This is a genomic window from Thalassospira lucentensis (assembly GCF_011806425.1).
Lineage (GTDB): Bacteria > Pseudomonadota > Alphaproteobacteria > Rhodospirillales > Thalassospiraceae > Thalassospira > Thalassospira lucentensis_B.
On sequence record NZ_JAATOV010000003.1, the window covers coordinates 74,492 to 92,017 of the forward strand.

Annotated in this window: 21 protein-coding genes; 12 read left to right on the forward strand and 9 right to left on the reverse strand. The window is 53.7% G+C overall.

The features are described from left to right. Positions 1-5 precede the first annotated feature (5 nt). Positions 6-299, forward strand: a complete 294-nt coding sequence (locus tag HCZ99_RS10290) for a DUF883 family protein (protein ID WP_167446899.1) — start codon at positions 6-8, stop codon at positions 297-299. After that, complete coding sequence (locus HCZ99_RS10295) at positions 296-898, forward strand: hypothetical protein (RefSeq protein WP_175581476.1); 603 nt, start codon at positions 296-298, stop codon at positions 896-898. The genes HCZ99_RS10290 and HCZ99_RS10295 overlap by 4 nt, the downstream gene beginning before the upstream one ends. Before the next feature lie 60 nt (positions 899-958). Here HCZ99_RS10295 and hpt read toward each other — a convergent pair whose 3' ends face one another. Together hpt and HCZ99_RS10305 are read right to left on the reverse strand one after the other, a co-directional pair. Next, entirely contained in the window at positions 959-1,495 is a 537-nt protein-coding gene (gene hpt, locus HCZ99_RS10300; protein WP_167446900.1) for a hypoxanthine phosphoribosyltransferase, read from the reverse strand. Positions 1,496-1,699: 204 nt separating this feature from the next. Further along, positions 1,700-2,419 (reverse strand): glutathione S-transferase, encoded by a 720-nt coding sequence (locus tag HCZ99_RS10305; RefSeq protein ID WP_167446901.1) that lies wholly within the window; start codon positions 2,417-2,419, stop codon positions 1,700-1,702. 413 nt (positions 2,420-2,832) lie between these two features. Here HCZ99_RS10305 and HCZ99_RS10310 point away from each other — a divergent pair, with 413 nt between their 5' ends. Together HCZ99_RS10310 and HCZ99_RS10315 are read left to right on the forward strand one after the other, a co-directional pair. Further along, positions 2,833-3,051 carry a DUF3126 family protein gene (locus HCZ99_RS10310; protein WP_167446902.1) on the forward strand — a complete coding sequence of 73 codons (219 nt, stop codon included), beginning with the start codon at positions 2,833-2,835 and terminating at the stop codon, positions 3,049-3,051. Between the two features lie 178 nt (positions 3,052-3,229). After that, entirely contained in the window at positions 3,230-3,901 is a 672-nt protein-coding gene (locus HCZ99_RS10315; protein WP_167446903.1) for a hypothetical protein, read from the forward strand. A gap of 107 nt (positions 3,902-4,008) precedes the next feature. Here the strand turns inward: HCZ99_RS10315 and HCZ99_RS10320 are convergent, their stop codons facing one another. From HCZ99_RS10320 to HCZ99_RS10335, 4 genes are all read right to left on the reverse strand, one after another. Further along, entirely contained in the window at positions 4,009-4,791 is a 783-nt protein-coding gene (locus tag HCZ99_RS10320; protein ID WP_167446904.1) for a siderophore-interacting protein, read from the reverse strand. Between the two features lie 60 nt (positions 4,792-4,851). Then, the gene (locus tag HCZ99_RS10325) at positions 4,852-5,376 is read right to left on the reverse strand and encodes a MarR family winged helix-turn-helix transcriptional regulator (protein WP_167446905.1); all 525 of its coding nucleotides are present in this window, start codon (positions 5,374-5,376) and stop codon (positions 4,852-4,854) included. A 69-nt stretch (positions 5,377-5,445) separates the two neighbouring features. Further along, positions 5,446-6,867: an MFS transporter gene (locus tag HCZ99_RS10330; RefSeq protein ID WP_167446906.1), complete on the reverse strand. Its 1,422-nt coding sequence runs from the start codon at positions 6,865-6,867 to the stop codon at positions 5,446-5,448. 308 nt (positions 6,868-7,175) lie between these two features. Further along, complete coding sequence (locus HCZ99_RS10335; RefSeq protein WP_167446907.1) at positions 7,176-7,847, reverse strand: class I SAM-dependent DNA methyltransferase; 672 nt, start codon at positions 7,845-7,847, stop codon at positions 7,176-7,178. Between the two features lie 228 nt (positions 7,848-8,075). Here HCZ99_RS10335 and HCZ99_RS10340 point away from each other — a divergent pair, with 228 nt between their 5' ends. After that, on the forward strand, positions 8,076-8,276 hold the full coding sequence (locus HCZ99_RS10340) for a hypothetical protein (RefSeq protein ID WP_167446846.1): 201 nt from the start codon (positions 8,076-8,078) through the stop codon (positions 8,274-8,276). Positions 8,277-8,397: 121 nt separating this feature from the next. Continuing rightward, positions 8,398-8,910 (forward strand): hypothetical protein, encoded by a 513-nt coding sequence (locus tag HCZ99_RS10345; RefSeq protein ID WP_167446908.1) that lies wholly within the window; start codon positions 8,398-8,400, stop codon positions 8,908-8,910. A gap of 348 nt (positions 8,911-9,258) precedes the next feature. On the opposite strand, the gene HCZ99_RS10350 is transcribed toward HCZ99_RS10345, so the two are convergent. Together HCZ99_RS10350 and HCZ99_RS10355 are read right to left on the reverse strand one after the other, a co-directional pair. After that, a complete protein-coding gene (locus tag HCZ99_RS10350) occupies positions 9,259-10,074 on the reverse strand; it encodes a hypothetical protein (protein ID WP_167446909.1) in 816 nt (271 codons plus the stop codon). Positions 10,075-10,405: 331 nt separating this feature from the next. Beyond that, complete coding sequence (locus tag HCZ99_RS10355; protein WP_167446910.1) at positions 10,406-11,665, reverse strand: TIGR03862 family flavoprotein; 1,260 nt, start codon at positions 11,663-11,665, stop codon at positions 10,406-10,408. 469 nt (positions 11,666-12,134) lie between these two features. Between HCZ99_RS10355 and HCZ99_RS10360 the strand changes: the two genes are divergently transcribed. From HCZ99_RS10360 to HCZ99_RS10385, 6 genes are all read left to right on the forward strand, one after another. Next, the gene (locus tag HCZ99_RS10360; RefSeq protein WP_254869569.1) at positions 12,135-13,196 is read left to right on the forward strand and encodes an ABC transporter substrate-binding protein; all 1,062 of its coding nucleotides are present in this window, start codon (positions 12,135-12,137) and stop codon (positions 13,194-13,196) included. A gap of 91 nt (positions 13,197-13,287) precedes the next feature. Beyond that, positions 13,288-14,061 (forward strand): ABC transporter ATP-binding protein, encoded by a 774-nt coding sequence (locus tag HCZ99_RS10365; RefSeq protein ID WP_167446911.1) that lies wholly within the window; start codon positions 13,288-13,290, stop codon positions 14,059-14,061. After that, the gene (locus tag HCZ99_RS10370) at positions 14,051-14,878 is read left to right on the forward strand and encodes an ABC transporter permease (RefSeq protein ID WP_167446912.1); all 828 of its coding nucleotides are present in this window, start codon (positions 14,051-14,053) and stop codon (positions 14,876-14,878) included. The genes HCZ99_RS10365 and HCZ99_RS10370 overlap by 11 nt, the downstream gene beginning before the upstream one ends. A 53-nt stretch (positions 14,879-14,931) precedes the next feature. Then, positions 14,932-15,411, forward strand: a complete 480-nt coding sequence (locus tag HCZ99_RS10375; protein WP_167446913.1) for a GNAT family N-acetyltransferase — start codon at positions 14,932-14,934, stop codon at positions 15,409-15,411. Positions 15,412-15,607: 196 nt separating this feature from the next. Continuing rightward, positions 15,608-15,784 (forward strand): hypothetical protein, encoded by a 177-nt coding sequence (locus HCZ99_RS10380; RefSeq protein WP_217701489.1) that lies wholly within the window; start codon positions 15,608-15,610, stop codon positions 15,782-15,784. A gap of 177 nt (positions 15,785-15,961) precedes the next feature. Continuing rightward, positions 15,962-16,420 carry a host attachment protein gene (locus tag HCZ99_RS10385; RefSeq protein WP_167446914.1) on the forward strand — a complete coding sequence of 153 codons (459 nt, stop codon included), beginning with the start codon at positions 15,962-15,964 and terminating at the stop codon, positions 16,418-16,420. A gap of 67 nt (positions 16,421-16,487) precedes the next feature. Here HCZ99_RS10385 and HCZ99_RS10390 read toward each other — a convergent pair whose 3' ends face one another. Continuing rightward, complete coding sequence (locus tag HCZ99_RS10390; protein WP_167446915.1) at positions 16,488-17,477, reverse strand: helix-turn-helix domain-containing protein; 990 nt, start codon at positions 17,475-17,477, stop codon at positions 16,488-16,490. Positions 17,478-17,526 lie beyond the last annotated feature (49 nt).

Sequence of the window (17,526 nt, forward strand, 5' to 3'; positions counted from 1 at the left end):
AAACCATGGTTGCCAAGACCGATACGACTGCTGATAGCGCGAAACTTCAGGCTGATGTCGACATGCTTCGCAAAGATCTGGCGGAAGTAACCCGCACCCTGAAGACCATGGGTAGCGACGCCGCACACAGCACGACCCAGGCTGCTGCCGAGCGCATTCGCGAGGTTTCCGGCCAGGCGCGTGATCAGATTGACCACGCACGTGACGTGGCTGTTGAACATGTGCGTGACCGTCCGCTGACTTCTGTTGCTGTAACATTTGGTGTGGGCTTGCTGATCGGGCGTCTGCTTCAGAAATGATCGATCAGTTAACCGACGCACTGACCGAACTGGCAAAGGCCGCAGCTGCAAAGCTTGCGGTTTTTGCCATGATCGGCGTGGTCTTGTTGATTGGGATCGGGTTCCTGTTGGCCGCGGCCTTTATGGCGGTGGCCGCCAAGTTTGGTGCGATTGCAGCAGCCGTTGCATTCGGGTTGGGCATGATCGTTCTGGCATTGGTTGGCCTTGCCATCATGATGCAGCGCGATCCGGGCGAGTTCATTGCACGCCCCGCCGCCGAGCAAAAACCGGCACGTACCGAAGATGACGTTGTGTTTGATCTTTTGATCCATGCCGCAACGGCAGGGTACGCCACCGGGCAGGGCAATAAGCCCGGCATGCAAAGCGGGCTGGAGCAGATGGTCGATGATTTAAACGCGCTTGGCGTGTTTGATCGCCCATCACAGAAGGCCGAAAAGGCCGCACGTGAAGCACAAGCACAGGCCGAGGAACATGCCAAGGCCGCAGCGGCGGCTGCTGCAACTGCGGCGGCACAGCACCCGACACCGGAACCATCAGCCGGACTTGATGTTGATCCAAAATTTGATCCGACGGCGGATATAAAAATGGCGGGACGCTAATGCGGGCCCGCCATTTTTTTATGACTAAATATCTCTTTGGGGTTTAGGCCCCGCAGCGGCTTATTCGCCGTGGAAATGCACCGTGCCGATAAAGGGCAGGTTGCGGTTGTTCTGGGCATAGTCGATGCCATACCCAACCACGAATTCATCGGGAATATCAAAGCCACAGAAATTGATCGGAATTTCGACTTCGCGGCGCGACGGCTTATTCAAAAGCGTGCAGATTTCCAGACGATTTGGATCGCGGGTATTGAGCAGGCGGACAACTTCCGACAGGGTATAACCGGTATCGATGATGTCTTCGACCAGAAGGACGTCCTTGCCACGGATTTGACCATCAAGGTCTTTGACGATGCGCACATTGCGCGAACTTTCCGTGGAATCGCCATAGCTTGAAGCAACCATGAAGTCGACTTCGACCGGAACGGTCAGTTTGCGGGCCAGATCGGCGATGAAAACAAAAGAACCCCGCAGAAGGCCAACAACAATCAGCTTTTCGGTATCTTTGAAACTTTCATTGATCTCGGCGGCAAGCGCATCAATCTTCACAGAAATTTCGTCCGCTGTAATCAGCGGCTTAACATCGTAATCGGCCATAAAATCCGGTCCTGAAGCGTTATGATGTGGTGTGCTGTTTGCTAGCATAGGCAGCGCGCCTTGACCAGCCTATGAATGGTAACAGAAGTATATATGGGCAAGGTCGGTGGATATTTGTCGCGTTAACCGCGAAGCATGCATCGCTATTGCACGTATTGGTGCGAATAGCGTGATCAGGTGACAAATGACGATGTGATTTAAAAATCACGCGGCCTTAAAAATGACGGGTGTGTCGCCGTCGTGCCATTGGTCGTATTTGGTCATGGCGCGTTCAAAGTAGCTTGAGGCCAGAAAGTCCGACAGCCAGCGTTGCACATGGACAAACGGCATGGCGTCAAAGGCGTCCTTGTCGGTATTGGCAAATTGGCGGACAAAGGGCGCGATCGCAAAATCGGCCAAGGCCGGGCGCGTGCCAAACAGATATTTGCCAACCGCCAAACGACCATCAAGGCGATTGAGGATTTTCTCGGCATCGCGGCGATGTTCGGCCGGATCGGCATTTTCGTAGCGGGTATGATATTTGTAGCGATCCAGATGATGTTTGAACGGCCCATCATTTTGCGCGATCAGGCTGAGCATATCGTCGAGCGTGCCGCTTTCGGGTGTCAGCCATTCATTGGGATCGTTTTCGGCCAAGGCCCAGACCATGATTTCCAGGCTTTCGTCGATCACACTGCCATCGGGCAGGATCAGAACCGGCACGGTTGCCTTGGGCGATGCGTCGATCATGCTTTGGGGTTTGTCGCGCAACACAACTTCGCGCAGTTCGACGTCAATCTGTGCGGCAAGCAACGCCATGCGTGCGCGCATCGCATAGGGACAGCGCCGGAAGCTATAAAGCACCGGGCGGTCTTGCTGGCTGGTGCCTTTGGGGGCGGTTTTACCGTCGCTTTGCGGCTGTGGGGCAGGGTTGGTTTCGGTCATATATTTGGCTTACCTGCTGCTTGGTGTGATTGCAACCGCTTTGCCGATGTTTGCTGATAAAACCAGAAAAGGGCGATGTTCGATTGGAAATTTCGCGCAATGGTCCCTATCTGTGAGGCAGGTTTAATTGGCCGGTATTGACCAGTATGTCCTGTTTGGGAATGGGCGTTGTCTTTGCGGGCCGTTAACACCAGAAGCCTTGGTTCAGACATATCTTACCCCTGATGGCGGTAAATTTTGATCAAATCGGTCTTTTTTGCCGCTGCACACTTGATTTCAGGGGCGGATTTGTGAAAGGACAATAGCTTATAGATGAAAGTCGCACAGGAAGACGGGCAGCCATGACATGGCGCTTTTGATTTCCTGTATTCTGACAGATAGACGCCGAGTGGAAAGAACGAGGGACAAGTCCTATGACACCGACCGAAATTGCGCGCGTTACCGATTACCTGCGCCGCACCTTTGACAATAAACTCATTGCAATCGATGCGCCGAAGAAAAAAGGCCAACCGATCGAAATGCGTGTTGGCGATGAATTCGTCGGTGTCGTGCATCGTGACGAAGATGAAGGCGAGGTCAGCTATTCGCTGAATTTGGTCATTCTTGAAGAAGACCTGCCGCCGGCACCGTAATTTTCGGGCATTGCGCGAACCACCATAAAAACCCAATACAAAACGCCCCGTGCCATATGGCCGGGGCGTTTTTGTATGTCCTGATTGTACCGCTTGATCGATGTGGGGAAACAAAAGCCATGCGCGCACGTTGATAAAGAAACTGGTTTACACCCTGTTTTTTCATCAAAGGACGCACATGGAAACATGGATTGAACAACACGCCACATTGCTTCAGGTCGGGGTAAGTTTGGCGACATTGCTGATCTGGATTTTCTATGCGCAACTGCTGTTTGCAAGTTACCGGCGCGTGCGCAGACCAAAAATCGTGATCAATCAGATGATGGGCCATTCCGACAAAGCCCGGTTCATGATCAGCAATATGAGCCAGGAAGCCATTCATATTGATAAGGTTCTGGTCTGTATGGGCACCGGGGATGACTGCGTTTACCAACAGGTCACAGACATTGATCCCGACCAAGAAGCCAAACGCGAAGACCCCAAATCCATGCTCTCGGCCAAGCTTAATGAAGTCACCGTGCAAGGGCCGCTGGAGGCGGGCAAGTGCATTGAATTGGGCGCGTTTCAGAACCTTTTGGATCGGGTCGGGCGTCAGCAATATCAGAAAACGGGTGACGCGGGCCAAGCGGATAGCCTGCCAAACTGTGATGCCGTGGGCAATGGCGCGGAATGCCGGGTCGAGATCATTGTGATCGCGGTTTATAGCTCGGAAAAAGGGGTGATTGGTGCCAGCCGGGCGTTTGTTTGCCAAGAAGACGGCCTGTTACGCCCGGAAAACGTTCAGACCACCCAGCATGCCGGTTTCTTCGCACGCCGCCGAATGGCGCGGCTGCATGAGCAGTATGTTTAAGGTGCGCCTGTCTTAAAACTCCAATTCGCCGGCGCAATACCGGGGGCAACAATCGGGCGGGGCGTATCGCCCGATTGTTTTGTGGTGATGTGATGGGCCTGCGGAATTTAGGCGGCTGTTTTGGCGTCTTCGGATTTGATGACTTTGTGGTTGTCTTCGTTCATCCCAAGTTTCCAATAGCTTGAGATGTAAAAGTCATCTTTGCCAAGGCCGCGATCAGTGCGGAAATAGCTGCGCAGTTCCTTCATCGAGGTGAATTCACAGGCCGCCCACACCGACGGGCGTCCGTCATGCCAAGGCAGCTTTTTGACAACGTCGCTAAGCGCTGTGTTTTGCGTGCCCGGATGGGGATTGATTACCCATTCGATGGTGATGTTATCGGGTTTGATCAAATTTTGCATGTCGGCTTCGGATTGGACTTCGATCACCGCATAGCCGCGGGCATCGGCGGGCAGAATTTCAAGATTGACCGACATGGCGGGAAGGGCGGTCATATCGCCGGCAATCAAGAACCAGTCCGCAGTTGGGTCCACAAGCTTTTTCGGGCCGGGGCCGCCGACGGTGATCACGTCACCGGGTTTGCAATCAACCGCCCAGTTTGACGCCGGGCCGCCATGATCATGGTCATCATCGGATGCGCCATGCATGACGAAATCAAGATCGATCACGCGGCCCTGATCGGTGATGCGGTCATGACGCACGGTATAGGTCCGGCGCAAAACGCGGTCCTTTTCATCGTCCTTAATCGGGAAGATCAGTTTGACATAGGCACTTGCCTGATCTTTTGGGAAGTCTTTGATGCCATCACCGCCAAGGGTGACGCGCAGCATGTTTGGGGTGACGTATTGTTTGCCAATCACGGTCAGATCGCGCGGGGCAGGTTTACTCATTTCAAACTCCTAAGTCCGGTTCGCGATGTTTGATTTTGGATCGCGTTTTATGCTGTGGGCTTAATCGCAACCATCAAGGTTATCGGCCATCAGATTGGCGATATTGACGAAATCTGCGATTTGCTGCTGGCTAAGGCCGCGGGTCATGCGGGTTCTGACTTCTTGTTCGACACTGCGAAACTTGGTCATCAGGGTTTCGCCCGCGGCGGTCAAATGCAGGGTTTGGCTCCGTCGATCTTCGGGGTGGGGGCGTCTTTCTATTAGCCCCTCGTTTTCGATTTCTTTGATCAGCCGGGTGATCCGGCCTTTGTCCTGACCGGATTTTTCGGCCATTTGCTGGGCGGTGATGCCCGGCAGTTTGATGATCCATTTCAACACGCGCTTGTGCGACATCGGCATGGGCATGTCAGCAGCTTGCATGGCGTTCATTGTTTTGCGCTTATAGGCATGCACCAACCGATGCAGGGTTTCGCCGGGCACATGGATGTTGGTTTGCGCCACATCGTCGCCGTTTTGTGCGGGATTGGCGACGTTGGTGATGTGCGCGGTGTCGTTGTCTGTGTCAGCGGTGCGATCTTGGGTCATGGCGGGACACTGTTGCTTTACTAGGGTGCTTTACTAGGGTGCTTTGCTACGGGGCTTTGTGACTGTGTGTTAGGCGTTGGTCGGGCTGGCGATCAGCCCGGTGCGAAGCGCATGGCGACGGCCTTCGCAAATCAGGGTGGACAAAACTGCGGCAATGGTCGCGGCAATCATCACCGAATTCAGATCAAATTGACCAGTTGTGCCAATCAGGATCGCGGCAAGCGCCGCACCGATGGATTGGCCGGTCAGGCGCGCGGTCGACAGCAGGCCACTGGCCCCGCCAGCCCGATCACGCGGCGCACTGGTCAGGATCAGGCGGTTGTTGGGCGCCTGAAACAGGCCAAAGCCCGCACCACAGACCGAAAGGGCGGCGATCATGCCGATATAGCTGCCCTCGGCCGGGACAAAGGTGGTGGCAAACAGGCCAACGGCAAACAATCCCATGCCCATACCGGTCAGGCGAATAGGCGAATATTTATCGGCCAAACGCCCGGCGATTGGGGCGACGATGGCGGTTGTCACTGGCCATGGCGTCATCAACAGCCCGGTCACCGGGATGCTATAACCCAATACATCATGGAAATAGAAAGGCAGGGTGACGAACGCAATCATCTGACCGCAAAAACCGCAAATCGATGACCCGATGGAGCAGGTAAAAATCGGCAGGCGCAGCAAATCAATCGGCAGCATAGGCCGATCTTTGGACAATTGGCGATGCACCAGCGCGATCCCCGCAACAATGGCGACGACAAATTGGACAATGATCAAGGCCAGCGAACTTTCGGTGCCGACATTGCCAAGCGCAGACACCAAGCCGCCAAAGGTCAGCATGTTTAAAAACGCGCTGATGAAATCAAACCGGTTGCGGGTTGGCGTGTTAAACGGCAGGGCGAAATAGCCAATGATCACGGCAAAGATCGAGATCGGCACATTGATCAAAAACAGCCAGTGCCAGGTTGCGACCGCCAAAATGCCCGACGCAATAGTCGGCCCGCCGGCTGCTGAGACCGATACCGTCATCGCGATCCAGCCAATCGCACGGCCGAGTTTCGATTGCGGGAAGATGTGGCGCATGATCGCGCCGTTGATGCTCATGAGCGCCGCACCGCCAAAGCCCTGAAGCACGCGCGCGGCAGTCAAAAATTCGATATTCGGCGCCATGGCGCACAAGCCCGATGCCAAGCCAAAGATCGCAATGCCGCTAAGGTACACTTTGCGAAAGCCAATCGCTTCGCCAAGTGCGGAAAACGGCAACAGGGCCACCACAATGGCCAACTGATAGGCGGTGACCACCCAAATCGCATGGGCAGGGGACACCCCCTGATCATGGGCGATGGTTGGCAGGGCGACATTCATGATCGTGCCATCAAGCACAGCCATGACAATGGTCAGCAACACGGCGGCGGCGGCAAATTTGCTGCGCGGGGCGGGCAGGCCGTCTGGATAGACCTTGTTTGAAACGTGGAGCAGATTGGATTTTGGCACGGTCATCGGGGCACAGTTGCTTTCGTATAAGTGCACCGGGCGGTGGTGGCGCGCGGGGTGCAGAGTGACAGAGCGACAAAGTTTACATGTCGTTCGTGATGCCGGGATGATGAGGGGCCGAATGCCAAGCGTGGGGCGCTTGGTACGGCGGAGAAACCCCGCATCACGATATGGTTGACATAATCAACTATCCAAAAATGGTTGACCCTGTCAACCATAATTTTGCGACTAATTCGCAATTATGATCTGCGAAAGATGCTGTTTTGATCGTGAATGGGGGTTAGGTGGTTGAAAAGAAGCGGGGATTTGCAGGCCTATTTAACGCGGTACACATCATAGAAAATGTGTTTTTCATCGCCGAAATCTTTGTGATTTGGCAGATAGGGCATCGGATCGGAATGCGATACCTGTTCCCAGAGCCCCGCGCGGCTTGTCGCACTTATGGCCTTGATGAAGGCACCGTCATAAAGGTCAGCACGCTGGGTAAAGGAAACAATGCCGCCGCGTTTGACTACCCGGCAGAACTCGGCAAACAGTTTTCGTTTTTCAGTGACATAGGTCAGGGTGCCGATGCATTGCGCGGCGGCAAACCCATTATCGCCAAAGGCCAGCGGCTTATTCATGTTGCGCTTTTTCAGGTGGCGATAAACGTCTTTGGCTTCGGCCTCTTGCAGGCATTCGAGCGAAATATCAATGCCGGTAATGTCGCGGTAGCCAAGGCGGGCCAGTTCAAGCCCGGTCAGGCCGGTACCACATCCGGCATCCAAAATCGGTGCGTCAAGCGCGATATCGTGGTCGCGCATGATTTGGGCGGCGCGAATTGGCGCGTCATAGCCCATTTTGGGCAAATCTGCGTCATAGCTTCCGGCCCATTTATCGTAATAGGCGGCCAATGCTTCGGGGGTGGCATTGGTCATGCTGCTTAAATCTGATGCGCTGTCAGAAACATCGTGACGTGGGGCATCGCCAGTGCTGGCATCCACCATGGTTCTTGCCTCGTTGTTTTTGTTTTTGGAGGGTTATTCAGTTCGTACTTATTAAGGCACAGGCTTGGCATTATTGCAAATTGCACGACGATTTTTATTGGTAAAACCCACCGGAAATCCCCGTGATCCAAGGGTTTGGGCGCGCAAAACCGACCTGACCTTTTGGGTGGTATGCGCCCACAGGTTTCATGCGTATCATCACATGAATATCAAAAGGGAGGGAAGGGTATGAAAATCATGATGCTTTTGGCGATCAGCGGGGTGTTTGCAGTTAGCACGGGATCAATGCCGGTGCAGGCGGGTGGTGTGACGGGGGCAAACCAAACCCTCACGCAAAGCGTTGAGCATGGCGGCGGCTGCCGCAAAAGCTCCCCACCGGGTCAGTGTTGCCACATGGATAACAAGGTGGGGACGGTGCATTGTCATTGAAGGGGGCATTGTCTTGAGTACAAAATAAGTCTGCCCCCTTTTTTCAAAAGTAAGAGAGATATTTGCTTTGATATATACATTTCTCGATCACGATGACTTTAAAAAATCTAGGAAGGCCGTTGTGGTTTCTGCCGCCGTCGTAATTTCTCTCTCAAGTTTCAAGGTGACTGGGACAGATTTCGATTTTTCAGGTGTGAAGGTTTCTGCTGACCTGAACCAGTTTATCTTTCTAGCAAACTTAGCCCTTCTGTATTTTTTGGTAGTGTTCGTGATGCGACTTAGCGAGCATTTTGTGGAGGATGGCTATAAGCATTTTGAAGAACTGTACGCCATTGAAAAAACGACGTTTGAAGAGAGTCTAGAGCGAGAGCTCGAGCAAGAGAAGCTTCATGGCAAGTTTTCCAGAAAGGATTATTTCTATAAAGAAAAACAAGATGAATCTGCTTTAATTGAGGCGGAATATTTGGCTTATAAGAGAAGGGCTAAGCTTGAATTTGTGGAGAGAATGCAGAAAAAAGTAAAGAATATGAGGTTTAGATTGCGTGTTGTAAAAGTGTTTACTTGGTTTGTTGCCGACGTCGGCATCGTAGTATTTGTCGCGGCTTACGCGATGAAAAAGTCAAATTTCATTTAAGAATTAATAGTGAAAAAAAACACTCAACAAATACCCGTCCGTGGGTGCTTGCCAATCGACCATTCCGCTGAGGCAATAGGTGCCGGGGCATTTTTTGAGTTGGAAAGTTTCGTCGAGTTCTTCCACGCGCCAGGTGGTGCCGACCGGTTAGTCGATGGGGCGAGGGGTGTTGATTTTGGGACGGAGGTCATAAACTAAATCCGCCGCCTTTTCTTGCGCGAAGGCGTCAAAACGGACGAAAGCCCATACCTTTGGAAAGGCATGGGCTTTGTTTGTTGCTTGTGGCGTAAGCTTGTCGGCGTTTGTTCAGATTCTTAAATCGCAGAGATCGACGCAAAAATCGGAATGTTACAAATCGACGGCGTCGAGTGGTGCAGGTGCCGGTGCTGGTTCTTCTTCGCGCTTATTGACGATCTCGTTCACGGCTTGACCGCCGCCGCCTGAACCGCTGGTGAAGCCAGTGACGATATTGGGCGGGTCATATTCGCGGTGCTGTTTTTTCAGATTGCTGTTTTCGGCGCCAAAGCTAAACCGCAGGCCAATCGTGCCAAATCCGCCATTTTCGGTACCCGCCCCAACATCGGCAAACAGGGACAGCGGACTGTCATCCATCGGGCGCCATTCGGAACCGACATATAGCGCACGATAATCGCTATAGCCTGAGACCCCGCCTTTTAAAAACAGATCATCGTTTATGTAGTAGCCGAGCTCTATATTGCCATATCCCGTGTCGCGCGCGCCGACGTTTTGCAGGCCGAGCGATGAGGACAGGGTATAGTCATTCAGGTAAAATTCTGTTTCGAGGCCATTGCGCCACAAATCCTGACCATCAATGCGTATCCACATGCTGGCAAGACCGGCCATATAAGCATCCGGATCGCGGGTAAAGAAGTGCCCGGCAACGCCGCCGCTATTCGCCGAGGGGCTATGGCTTAGCGCGGTGTCAATCTGGACCGCAAAGGAATGCGCGACCGGAATGCTGACGGTGCCGCCAACTGCCCCGGAGCCTTCGCGCCCGACCGAGCCGCCTTGAAGGTCCATCTTGCCATTCACATCGGCAACGGCGGGCTTGGTTTCCTGTGCCAAGACCTTTGCCGGAAACGCCAGAGAACCCAAAACAAAGACCGATGGCAGTATAAATTTCCGATAGGTACGGTTTTTCATTCGGGTCCCCCAAAATATACCGTGGTTAGAACGCTGTTATCTTGTTGCACGGCATCAGATCATCTTGCGATAGGCGACTTGCGTTCACTTAAAAACACATTTTTCGCGATGGATCGATTGGTTGAGAATGTTTTTCACATTCAACCAATGCGCTTTGATTTTTGATGCATGCAGAAAACAAATCTGTCCCGTTTGCTTTAATGTCTTGAAGACAAAAGCATCCTTGATTTCCCATGTCCTGAGAAACCTACGCTGTTCTTGATCTTTGAAATACTATGCGTAAGGGTACCGAAAAGTGTTTTTTCTACTTTTCAGGTGCTGGGATGCTGACTCAAAGCCAATTGTGATGGGCAGCTGCGGCAAAACACCCACTCAGCAAATACCCGCCCGTTGGGGCTTCCCAATCGACCATTTCGCCCAGGCAATAGGTGCCGGGGCGTTTTTTGAGTTGGAAATTCTCGTCGAGTTCTTCCCATGCCACACCGCCGGCGGTGCTGATGGCCTCGTCAATGGGGCGGGGTTTGGTGATTTTGATCGGCAGGGCCTTAATCGCGGTGGCGAGTTTTGTTGGGTCGTTTAGCGTTTCGCGCGGGGTGACTTCGAAAACGAGTGCGGTTTTGGTGGCATCAAGGCCGAGCGTTTTGCGCAGGTGATTGCCCATGGAGTTTTTGCCGCGCGGTTTGGCGAGACGATTGGTGACATCCTCAAGACTGCGGTCCGGGGTGAGGTCGAGTGTGACGGTGGCATCGCCGGTTTCAAGCCATTGATCGCGAAGCGGTGCTGAGATGGCATAAACCGCGCTGCCTTCGATGCCGGTTTTGGAAATGACGAACTCGCCGCGCACAGTTTGGGTGCCGCAGGTCAGCGTGACGGCCTTGACCGGCGCGCCCGCACATTTATCGATCAAATGGTCGGTCCAGTTGACGTCAAAGCCGCAATTGGCGGGTTTAAAAGGCGTGCATTTGATCCCGGCATTTTGCAGGATGTCCATCCATTTGCCATCTGATCCCAGTCGTTTCCAGCTTCCGCCGCCCAAGGCCAGCACAGTGATGTCCGCCGTTGCGGTAACGTCACCGTTTGTTGGGCTGTCGGGGGTTTTGAAAACGGCCTGACCGGCATCTTTCCAGCCCGTCCAGTAATGGCGGTAGTGGATTTTACAGCCCAAACCATCAAGGCGTTTAAGCCACGCACGCAAAAGCGGGCTTGCCTTCATTGCGGTGGGGAACACCCGGCCCGACGAACCCACAAAGGTTTCCACACCCAACCCGGCACACCAGTCGCGGATTTGATCCGGGCCGAATGTGCGCAAATGCGGTTCAAGGCGGTCGCGCGATGTGCCGTAGCGGGTCAGAAACGTTTCCAAATCTTCGCTATGTGTGATGTTGAGGCCCGATTTCCCCGCCATCAGGAATTTGCGCCCGGCGCTTGGCATGCCTTCATAAAGTGTCACCGCATATCCTTTGCCCGCCAACCGTTCAGCCGCCATTAAGCCAGCCGGGCCCGCGCCAATGATCATGGCGGTTTTGCCGTTGGGGCTGGATTTGGTGGCGGCGACGGCATTGGCGGCAGTGGTGTTTGAGGGGTGGGGCATGTTTGGCCTTGTGACGGGGGTTAAGCTTGTGTGCTGGTTTTATCTTGTTTCGGATGAGGTGGCAATTTGTGACGGTATTTGTCGGGTGGCAAGGGGAGCATGCGGGTCGAGATTCCCGTACCGCGCCTTCGCGGGCACAGGCTCTGCGCGGGAATGACGGGACTTAAAGCAATTGTATGGAACGAACGTCATCCCCGCGTAGGCGGGGATCCATTTGGCCGCTGCGGCTTTTGTCCGAGATGGGTTCCCGCCTTCGCGGGAACGACGGGAAGGGGGCGGGGGAATGTTGGGGCATTTGCGGGTGTTGTTTGCGGGGTGGATGGAATATCGTTACGGCGCGTTTTGGTTTTGAGGTTGAATCTGCCCTTTTTGATCTTTTTAACGCCAAACATTGGCAATTGGCGGTGAGATCGGCTAACAAAATTCCCAAGATGTGATTTTGAAAAAAAGAGACCATGAAGGAGGAAGCATGCGTTCACGTGATTTGATGAGTGGGGCCGGGAAAACTGCGCGCCGTTCGCTATTGGCACTGGCGGTTGGGGCCACGGTATTTGGGGCCGGCATTGCCAATGCGGCTGAGAAAATCAACATTGCGGCCCTGACGTTTGTATCCAGCTCGCCCCTGTTTATCGCCAAGGAAAAGGGCTATTTCGACGATGAGGGGCTGGATGCGGAAATTACGTTTTTCCGATCTGCGCAGCCGGTCGCGGTGGCGATTGCATCGGGGGATGCCGATTTTGGCGTGACCGCATTTACGGGGGGCTTCTTTAACCTTGCGGGCAAAGGTGCGCTTAAGGTGATTGGCGCGCAGCTTCATGAAGATGCAGCCTATGACGGATCGGCGATTTTGGCGTCCAACAAGGCGTTTGATGCCGGTTTGACATCGGTTGATAAGCTGGGCGGGCATAGCTTTGCCCTGTCGCAGGTTGGATCGAGCTTCCATTACATGATGGGCAATGTGGCCGAGAAGGCCGGTGTTGATCTTGCAAGCATGGAGCTTAAGCCGCTTCAGTCCGTGCCAAACATGATTGGCGCGCTGAAAAGCGGGCAGGTCGATAGCATGATCATTGTCCCGCACATTGCCAAGCCGCTGGCCAATGCCGGTGCGGCGCATATCATTGGCTGGGTAAAGGATTATGTGCCTTATCAGGTTGGTGGTTTGTTCACATCCGCACGCAATGTGGAAGAACGCCGCGACGTGGTTGAAAAGTTTGTGCGCGCCTATCAAAAAGGGGTTGCGGATTACCGCGCGGGCCTTTTGGCGACGGACGCGGATGGTAAGCTTGTCAAAAGTGATACCACCGACGAAATCCTTGAGATCGTGCATAAATATGTCTATGCCGATCAGCCAGCGGACAAGGCCTATGCCAAAATTCGCAATGGCGCGATGTTCATCACCGAGGAAGCCAAACTTGATGTGCAAGACGTCAAGGCGCAGGTGAAATGGTATCAGGACCGTGGTTATGTGTCGGCCGATGCCAACCCCGATGAGTTCATCGATACCAGCTTTATCGCGCCGCTGGGCGAGTAAGGTCTGAGGGTTTTTACGCCGGGCCGAAGCATGCCTTCGGCCCGGTTTGCATTTGTTTATTTGATTATTTAACGCACCAAAAGAGAGCACCATGCGGCTTCAGATTCAAAATGTCAGTCACAGCTATGATCAGGTCGAAGCGCTTCGTGATATTGAGTTTGGCATTGAGCCGGGCGAGGTCGTGGCCCTGATCGGGCCGTCAGGCTGTGGGAAATCGACGTTATTGTCGATCATTGGCGGCATGTTAAAGCCGACATCGGGTGCGGTTGTGATGTGTGATCAGGCAAAGCCCGAAGGGTGCCTGAACCCGCTGACATATGTGTTTCAGGATTTCGCACTTTTGCCGTGGCGGACCGTGGCGGGCAATATCAGCCTGGTGTTGGAAGACCATCCGCTGAGCAAGTCCGAGCGCGATGAACGCATTGCCGAAGTTTTGGCGCAAACAAACCTTTCGGATTTTGCCAATGCGTATCCCAAACAATTGTCGGGCGGCATGAAGCAGCGTGTGGGGATTGCACGCGCATTGGCCGTGCGCCCGGCGGTGTTGTTGATGGACGAGCCGTTATCGGCACTGGATGCGCAGACGCGTATTTTGTTGCTTGATGAGTTTTCTGATTTGTTTGCCCGCACCGGCATGACGGCGGTTTATGTGACCCATAACCTGAACGAGGCGGTGCGGTTGGCCCATAAGGTGGTGGCGTTGCGGCGTCGTCCCGGCACGATCAAGGAAATCCATACCATTGATGTGCCGATCAACGAGCGCCGCGAAGGGATGCCGGAATTGATTGCCCATGAGCAGGCACTTTGGAACCTGATCCGGGATGAAGCGATTGCAGCGGATAAGGAACTTGAAAATGTCGCATGAGGGCGCAAAACAGATGGCACAGACGCCAGACACCAATAGCGAACCTGTGCGGTTCCGCGCGACGGGCTTTAACCCGAAATCCAACCCGGTTGCCGCATGGGGCAGCTTTATCCTTGTGATTGCGCTGTGGCAGTTGGGATCAAGTACCGGCTTTATCAGTGAACTTGCCATGCCAAGCCCGATTGCGGTGGCCAAGGCCCTTTGGCAGTTGATCATATCGGGGGATCTTTGGTTGCACCTTGGTGCATCGTTGCAGCGCCTTGTGGGCGGGTGGATCATGGGCACGGTTGCCGGGCTTGTGGTTGGGTTTTTGGTTGGCATGTTTACCTGGGCGCGGTCGCCCGGTGTGGCGTTGGTGTCGGCCCTGTTTCCAATCCCGAAAATCGCGCTATTGCCGCTGTTTATTATTTGGTTTGGTATTGGCGAACCGTCGAAATTTGCCACCATCGCCTTTGGCGTGTTTTTCCCGACCGTGATCAACACCTTTGGCGGGGTGGATAATGTGCAGCGTAACCTGATCCGCATGGGGCAAAGCTTTGATTTGCCGATGTGGTCGGTGATCCGCAAAATCATCCTGCCCGGTGCGTTGCCGACGATTTTGTCAGGCTTTCGCATTTCCTCATCCATCGCGATCATCTTGTTGATTGCGGCCGAAATGATTGGGGCGCAATACGGGATTGGTGCGCTTATTCTGGCGGCGGGGAACCTGTATCAAACCGATCAGCTGATTGCAGGTGTGGTGGTTTTGTCGCTGATGGGGCTGTGTGTTTCGTGGCTGCTCGGCCGGTTGGATCGTTGGTTGTTGGGCTGGCGCTAAACAAACACCAGCAAGGCTTTCGGCTGGTTTAGGAAGGCAATCAAGGAGACGTTATGTCAGCTGATATATGGCGAAACCCGCAAGCTGATGACATTGACAGGATTTTGGCCTCGCTTGCTGATCCGGCCCATGCCGGGGTGCTGACACTTGTCCCGCGTGAGGATTTGGAAACGGCAAATGATAGCGCGGATCGTGCTTTGTGGGTGTATGGCCCGGATGGCGCCCCACAGGCATATGCCTATTTGTCGCATATGGCGACGGAGACGCCAAAGCTTGAGGAATTTGCCGTTTTCATCAAGGGGCAGGGAATTGGGGCAAGGGCGCTTGCTGCCCTGGTCGACCGTTTGCACCAAAACCCGGACTTTAATTGGTTCTGGCTTCATGTGGCGACAACAAACGAACCGGCAATTCGGCTTTATCGCAAGCTGGGTTTTGGCAAGGATGAATTCCTGCCGGCACACTGGACCAACCGGTTAGGCAACACGATTGATCTTTTCCGTTTGTGGCGGGCGCTGGATCATCCGGTGACGTAAAGAATGATGCGGTGCCGATTTCTGCCTGATGGATGTTTGATGGGGTTTGATGGTGTTTAAACCGAAAAATTGTCAGGGTATTTATCGATACAGCGCGCGATAACGGGCGGGGGGCATCCCCGCCTTTTTTGTGAAAAAGCGGGAAAAATATCCGGCATCCTGATAGCCCAGTTCATCATCGATTGCGATCATCTTGTTGATTGCAGCCGAAATGATCGGGGCGCAATACGGGATTGGCGCGCTTATTCTCGCGGCGGGGAACCTGTATCAGACCGATCAGTTGATTGCCGGTGTGGTGGTGTTGTCGCTGATGGGGCTGTGTGTTTCGTGGCTTTTGGGGCGGTTGGATCGTTGGTTGTTGGGCTGGCGATAACCGCCGACCAGGCGTGATATCAGAATTGGCGATATCAGAATTAAGGTGAAAAGGGCGGGTCGGTTGGACCGGCCCTTTTTGCATTTGGGACGGGTTGCATTTTCGTTGGCGACATATGGAACATCATTGGTTTTGCGTGCGTTGAAAAGATGCGTGCAACAAAAATGGAGGTCTTTGATGCCCCATAACAACCAATGGATTCTTGTCGCAGATGGTGGCCGCGCCCATGTGGTCGCCGTTAAAAACAACGAAGACGGCCCGCAATTGGAAACCGTCCATGAAATGATTGCCGATAACCGATCAAGTTCGGAAATCGCCAGTGACAAACCGGGGCGCGGTTTTGCCAATCCCGGTGGCAATCAACAACGTCACGCCATGCCGCCCAGCACCGATCCCCATGAACATGCCCAAATGGAATTTGTCGATGACGTCATGTCCTATTTGACGGCGAAACGAAACGCCGAAAAATTTGATAGTTTGATCGTCGTCGCCCCGCCGAAAATCATGGGTGAAGCGCGACAGAAAATGTCCAAGCCGGTGTCGCAGGCGCTTGACGGTGAAATCACCAAGGATTTGACCAAGCTGCCGCTGAGTGAACTTCCGCAACATTTAAGCGGGACGGCGGGTTGGCTTTAAGCCGCAGTTACGTTGATTGGTTTGATACCAAGATCAAGGCCGGGCCATGTGCCCGGTCTTTTTCTATCTAGCGGTGGTTTTTGCGAAATTGTGCGGGGGAGGTATTTTGTTTTTTGGCAAAGAAACGCGAAAAATACCCGGCATCGCGAAAGCCCAATTCGCCCGCGATTTGCTGCACGGCGATGTCGGTATAGATCAGCGTTCGTTTGGCTTCTAACATCAGGCGGTTTTGCAGGACTTCGCGCGCGGTGATGCCATAGATATCCTTGGCAATGCGGTTCAGCTGTGTGGTGGTGACGCCGATTTCGCGGGCGTAGAATTCAAGCGGTTTGTGCTGCTTGTAAAATGTTTCGACCAGCGATTGGAATTTGCGGAATTTATCGGTTTTCTGTTCCTGACGCGACAGGCGGGCGGGATCGTTACTGGGAATATGGCGGCCAATCGCCAGCAGCAATAATCCAAGAATGTGACGCAGGGCAAACAGCCGCCCGGTTTGGTGGCTGTCATATTCCGCGACCAGTTGCGTGATCAGAAAATCCATCGGGCTTGGTTGATCCGAGGTGGCTTTAACATCGACACAGATTGCCTGATCAAGCCGTGCGCGTAATTTGGGGGCCGGGGCCAGAATTTGACCCAAATGATAATCGGTCAGCGAGATCACCCAGCCATCAATATCATCACTGAATTTAAAGCCATGCACAGTCCCCGGCGGCACGGTGATCAATTGACCCGATTGCATGGTGAAATGTTGATCGTCAAAGGTGATGTTGGCATCCCCATGCGTAATATACAGCAACTGAAACAGGTTGGTATGCCGGTGCGGTTTGATGTGCCAGTCATGCAGGCGTGACCGTTCGGGGATGCTTTCAAGGTGAAAGAATTCCGGCTCGGTGATCTGTTGTCGGGGGCTTGGCAGTGATGCCTCCCGGCCCGTGGGGTTGGCGTCATCAAGCGCGTGGTCAAAATCATCCCGTGCTGTCGCGGTCGCGGTGACGTCGACATTCGCAGTGGCGTCACGTTCACCATAAAGCTTATAGATCGGGATGCTGTTGCGCATGGCGGTGATGAAGACCTTTTTTAAGCGGTGAAAAAGGTATGCGTTGGGC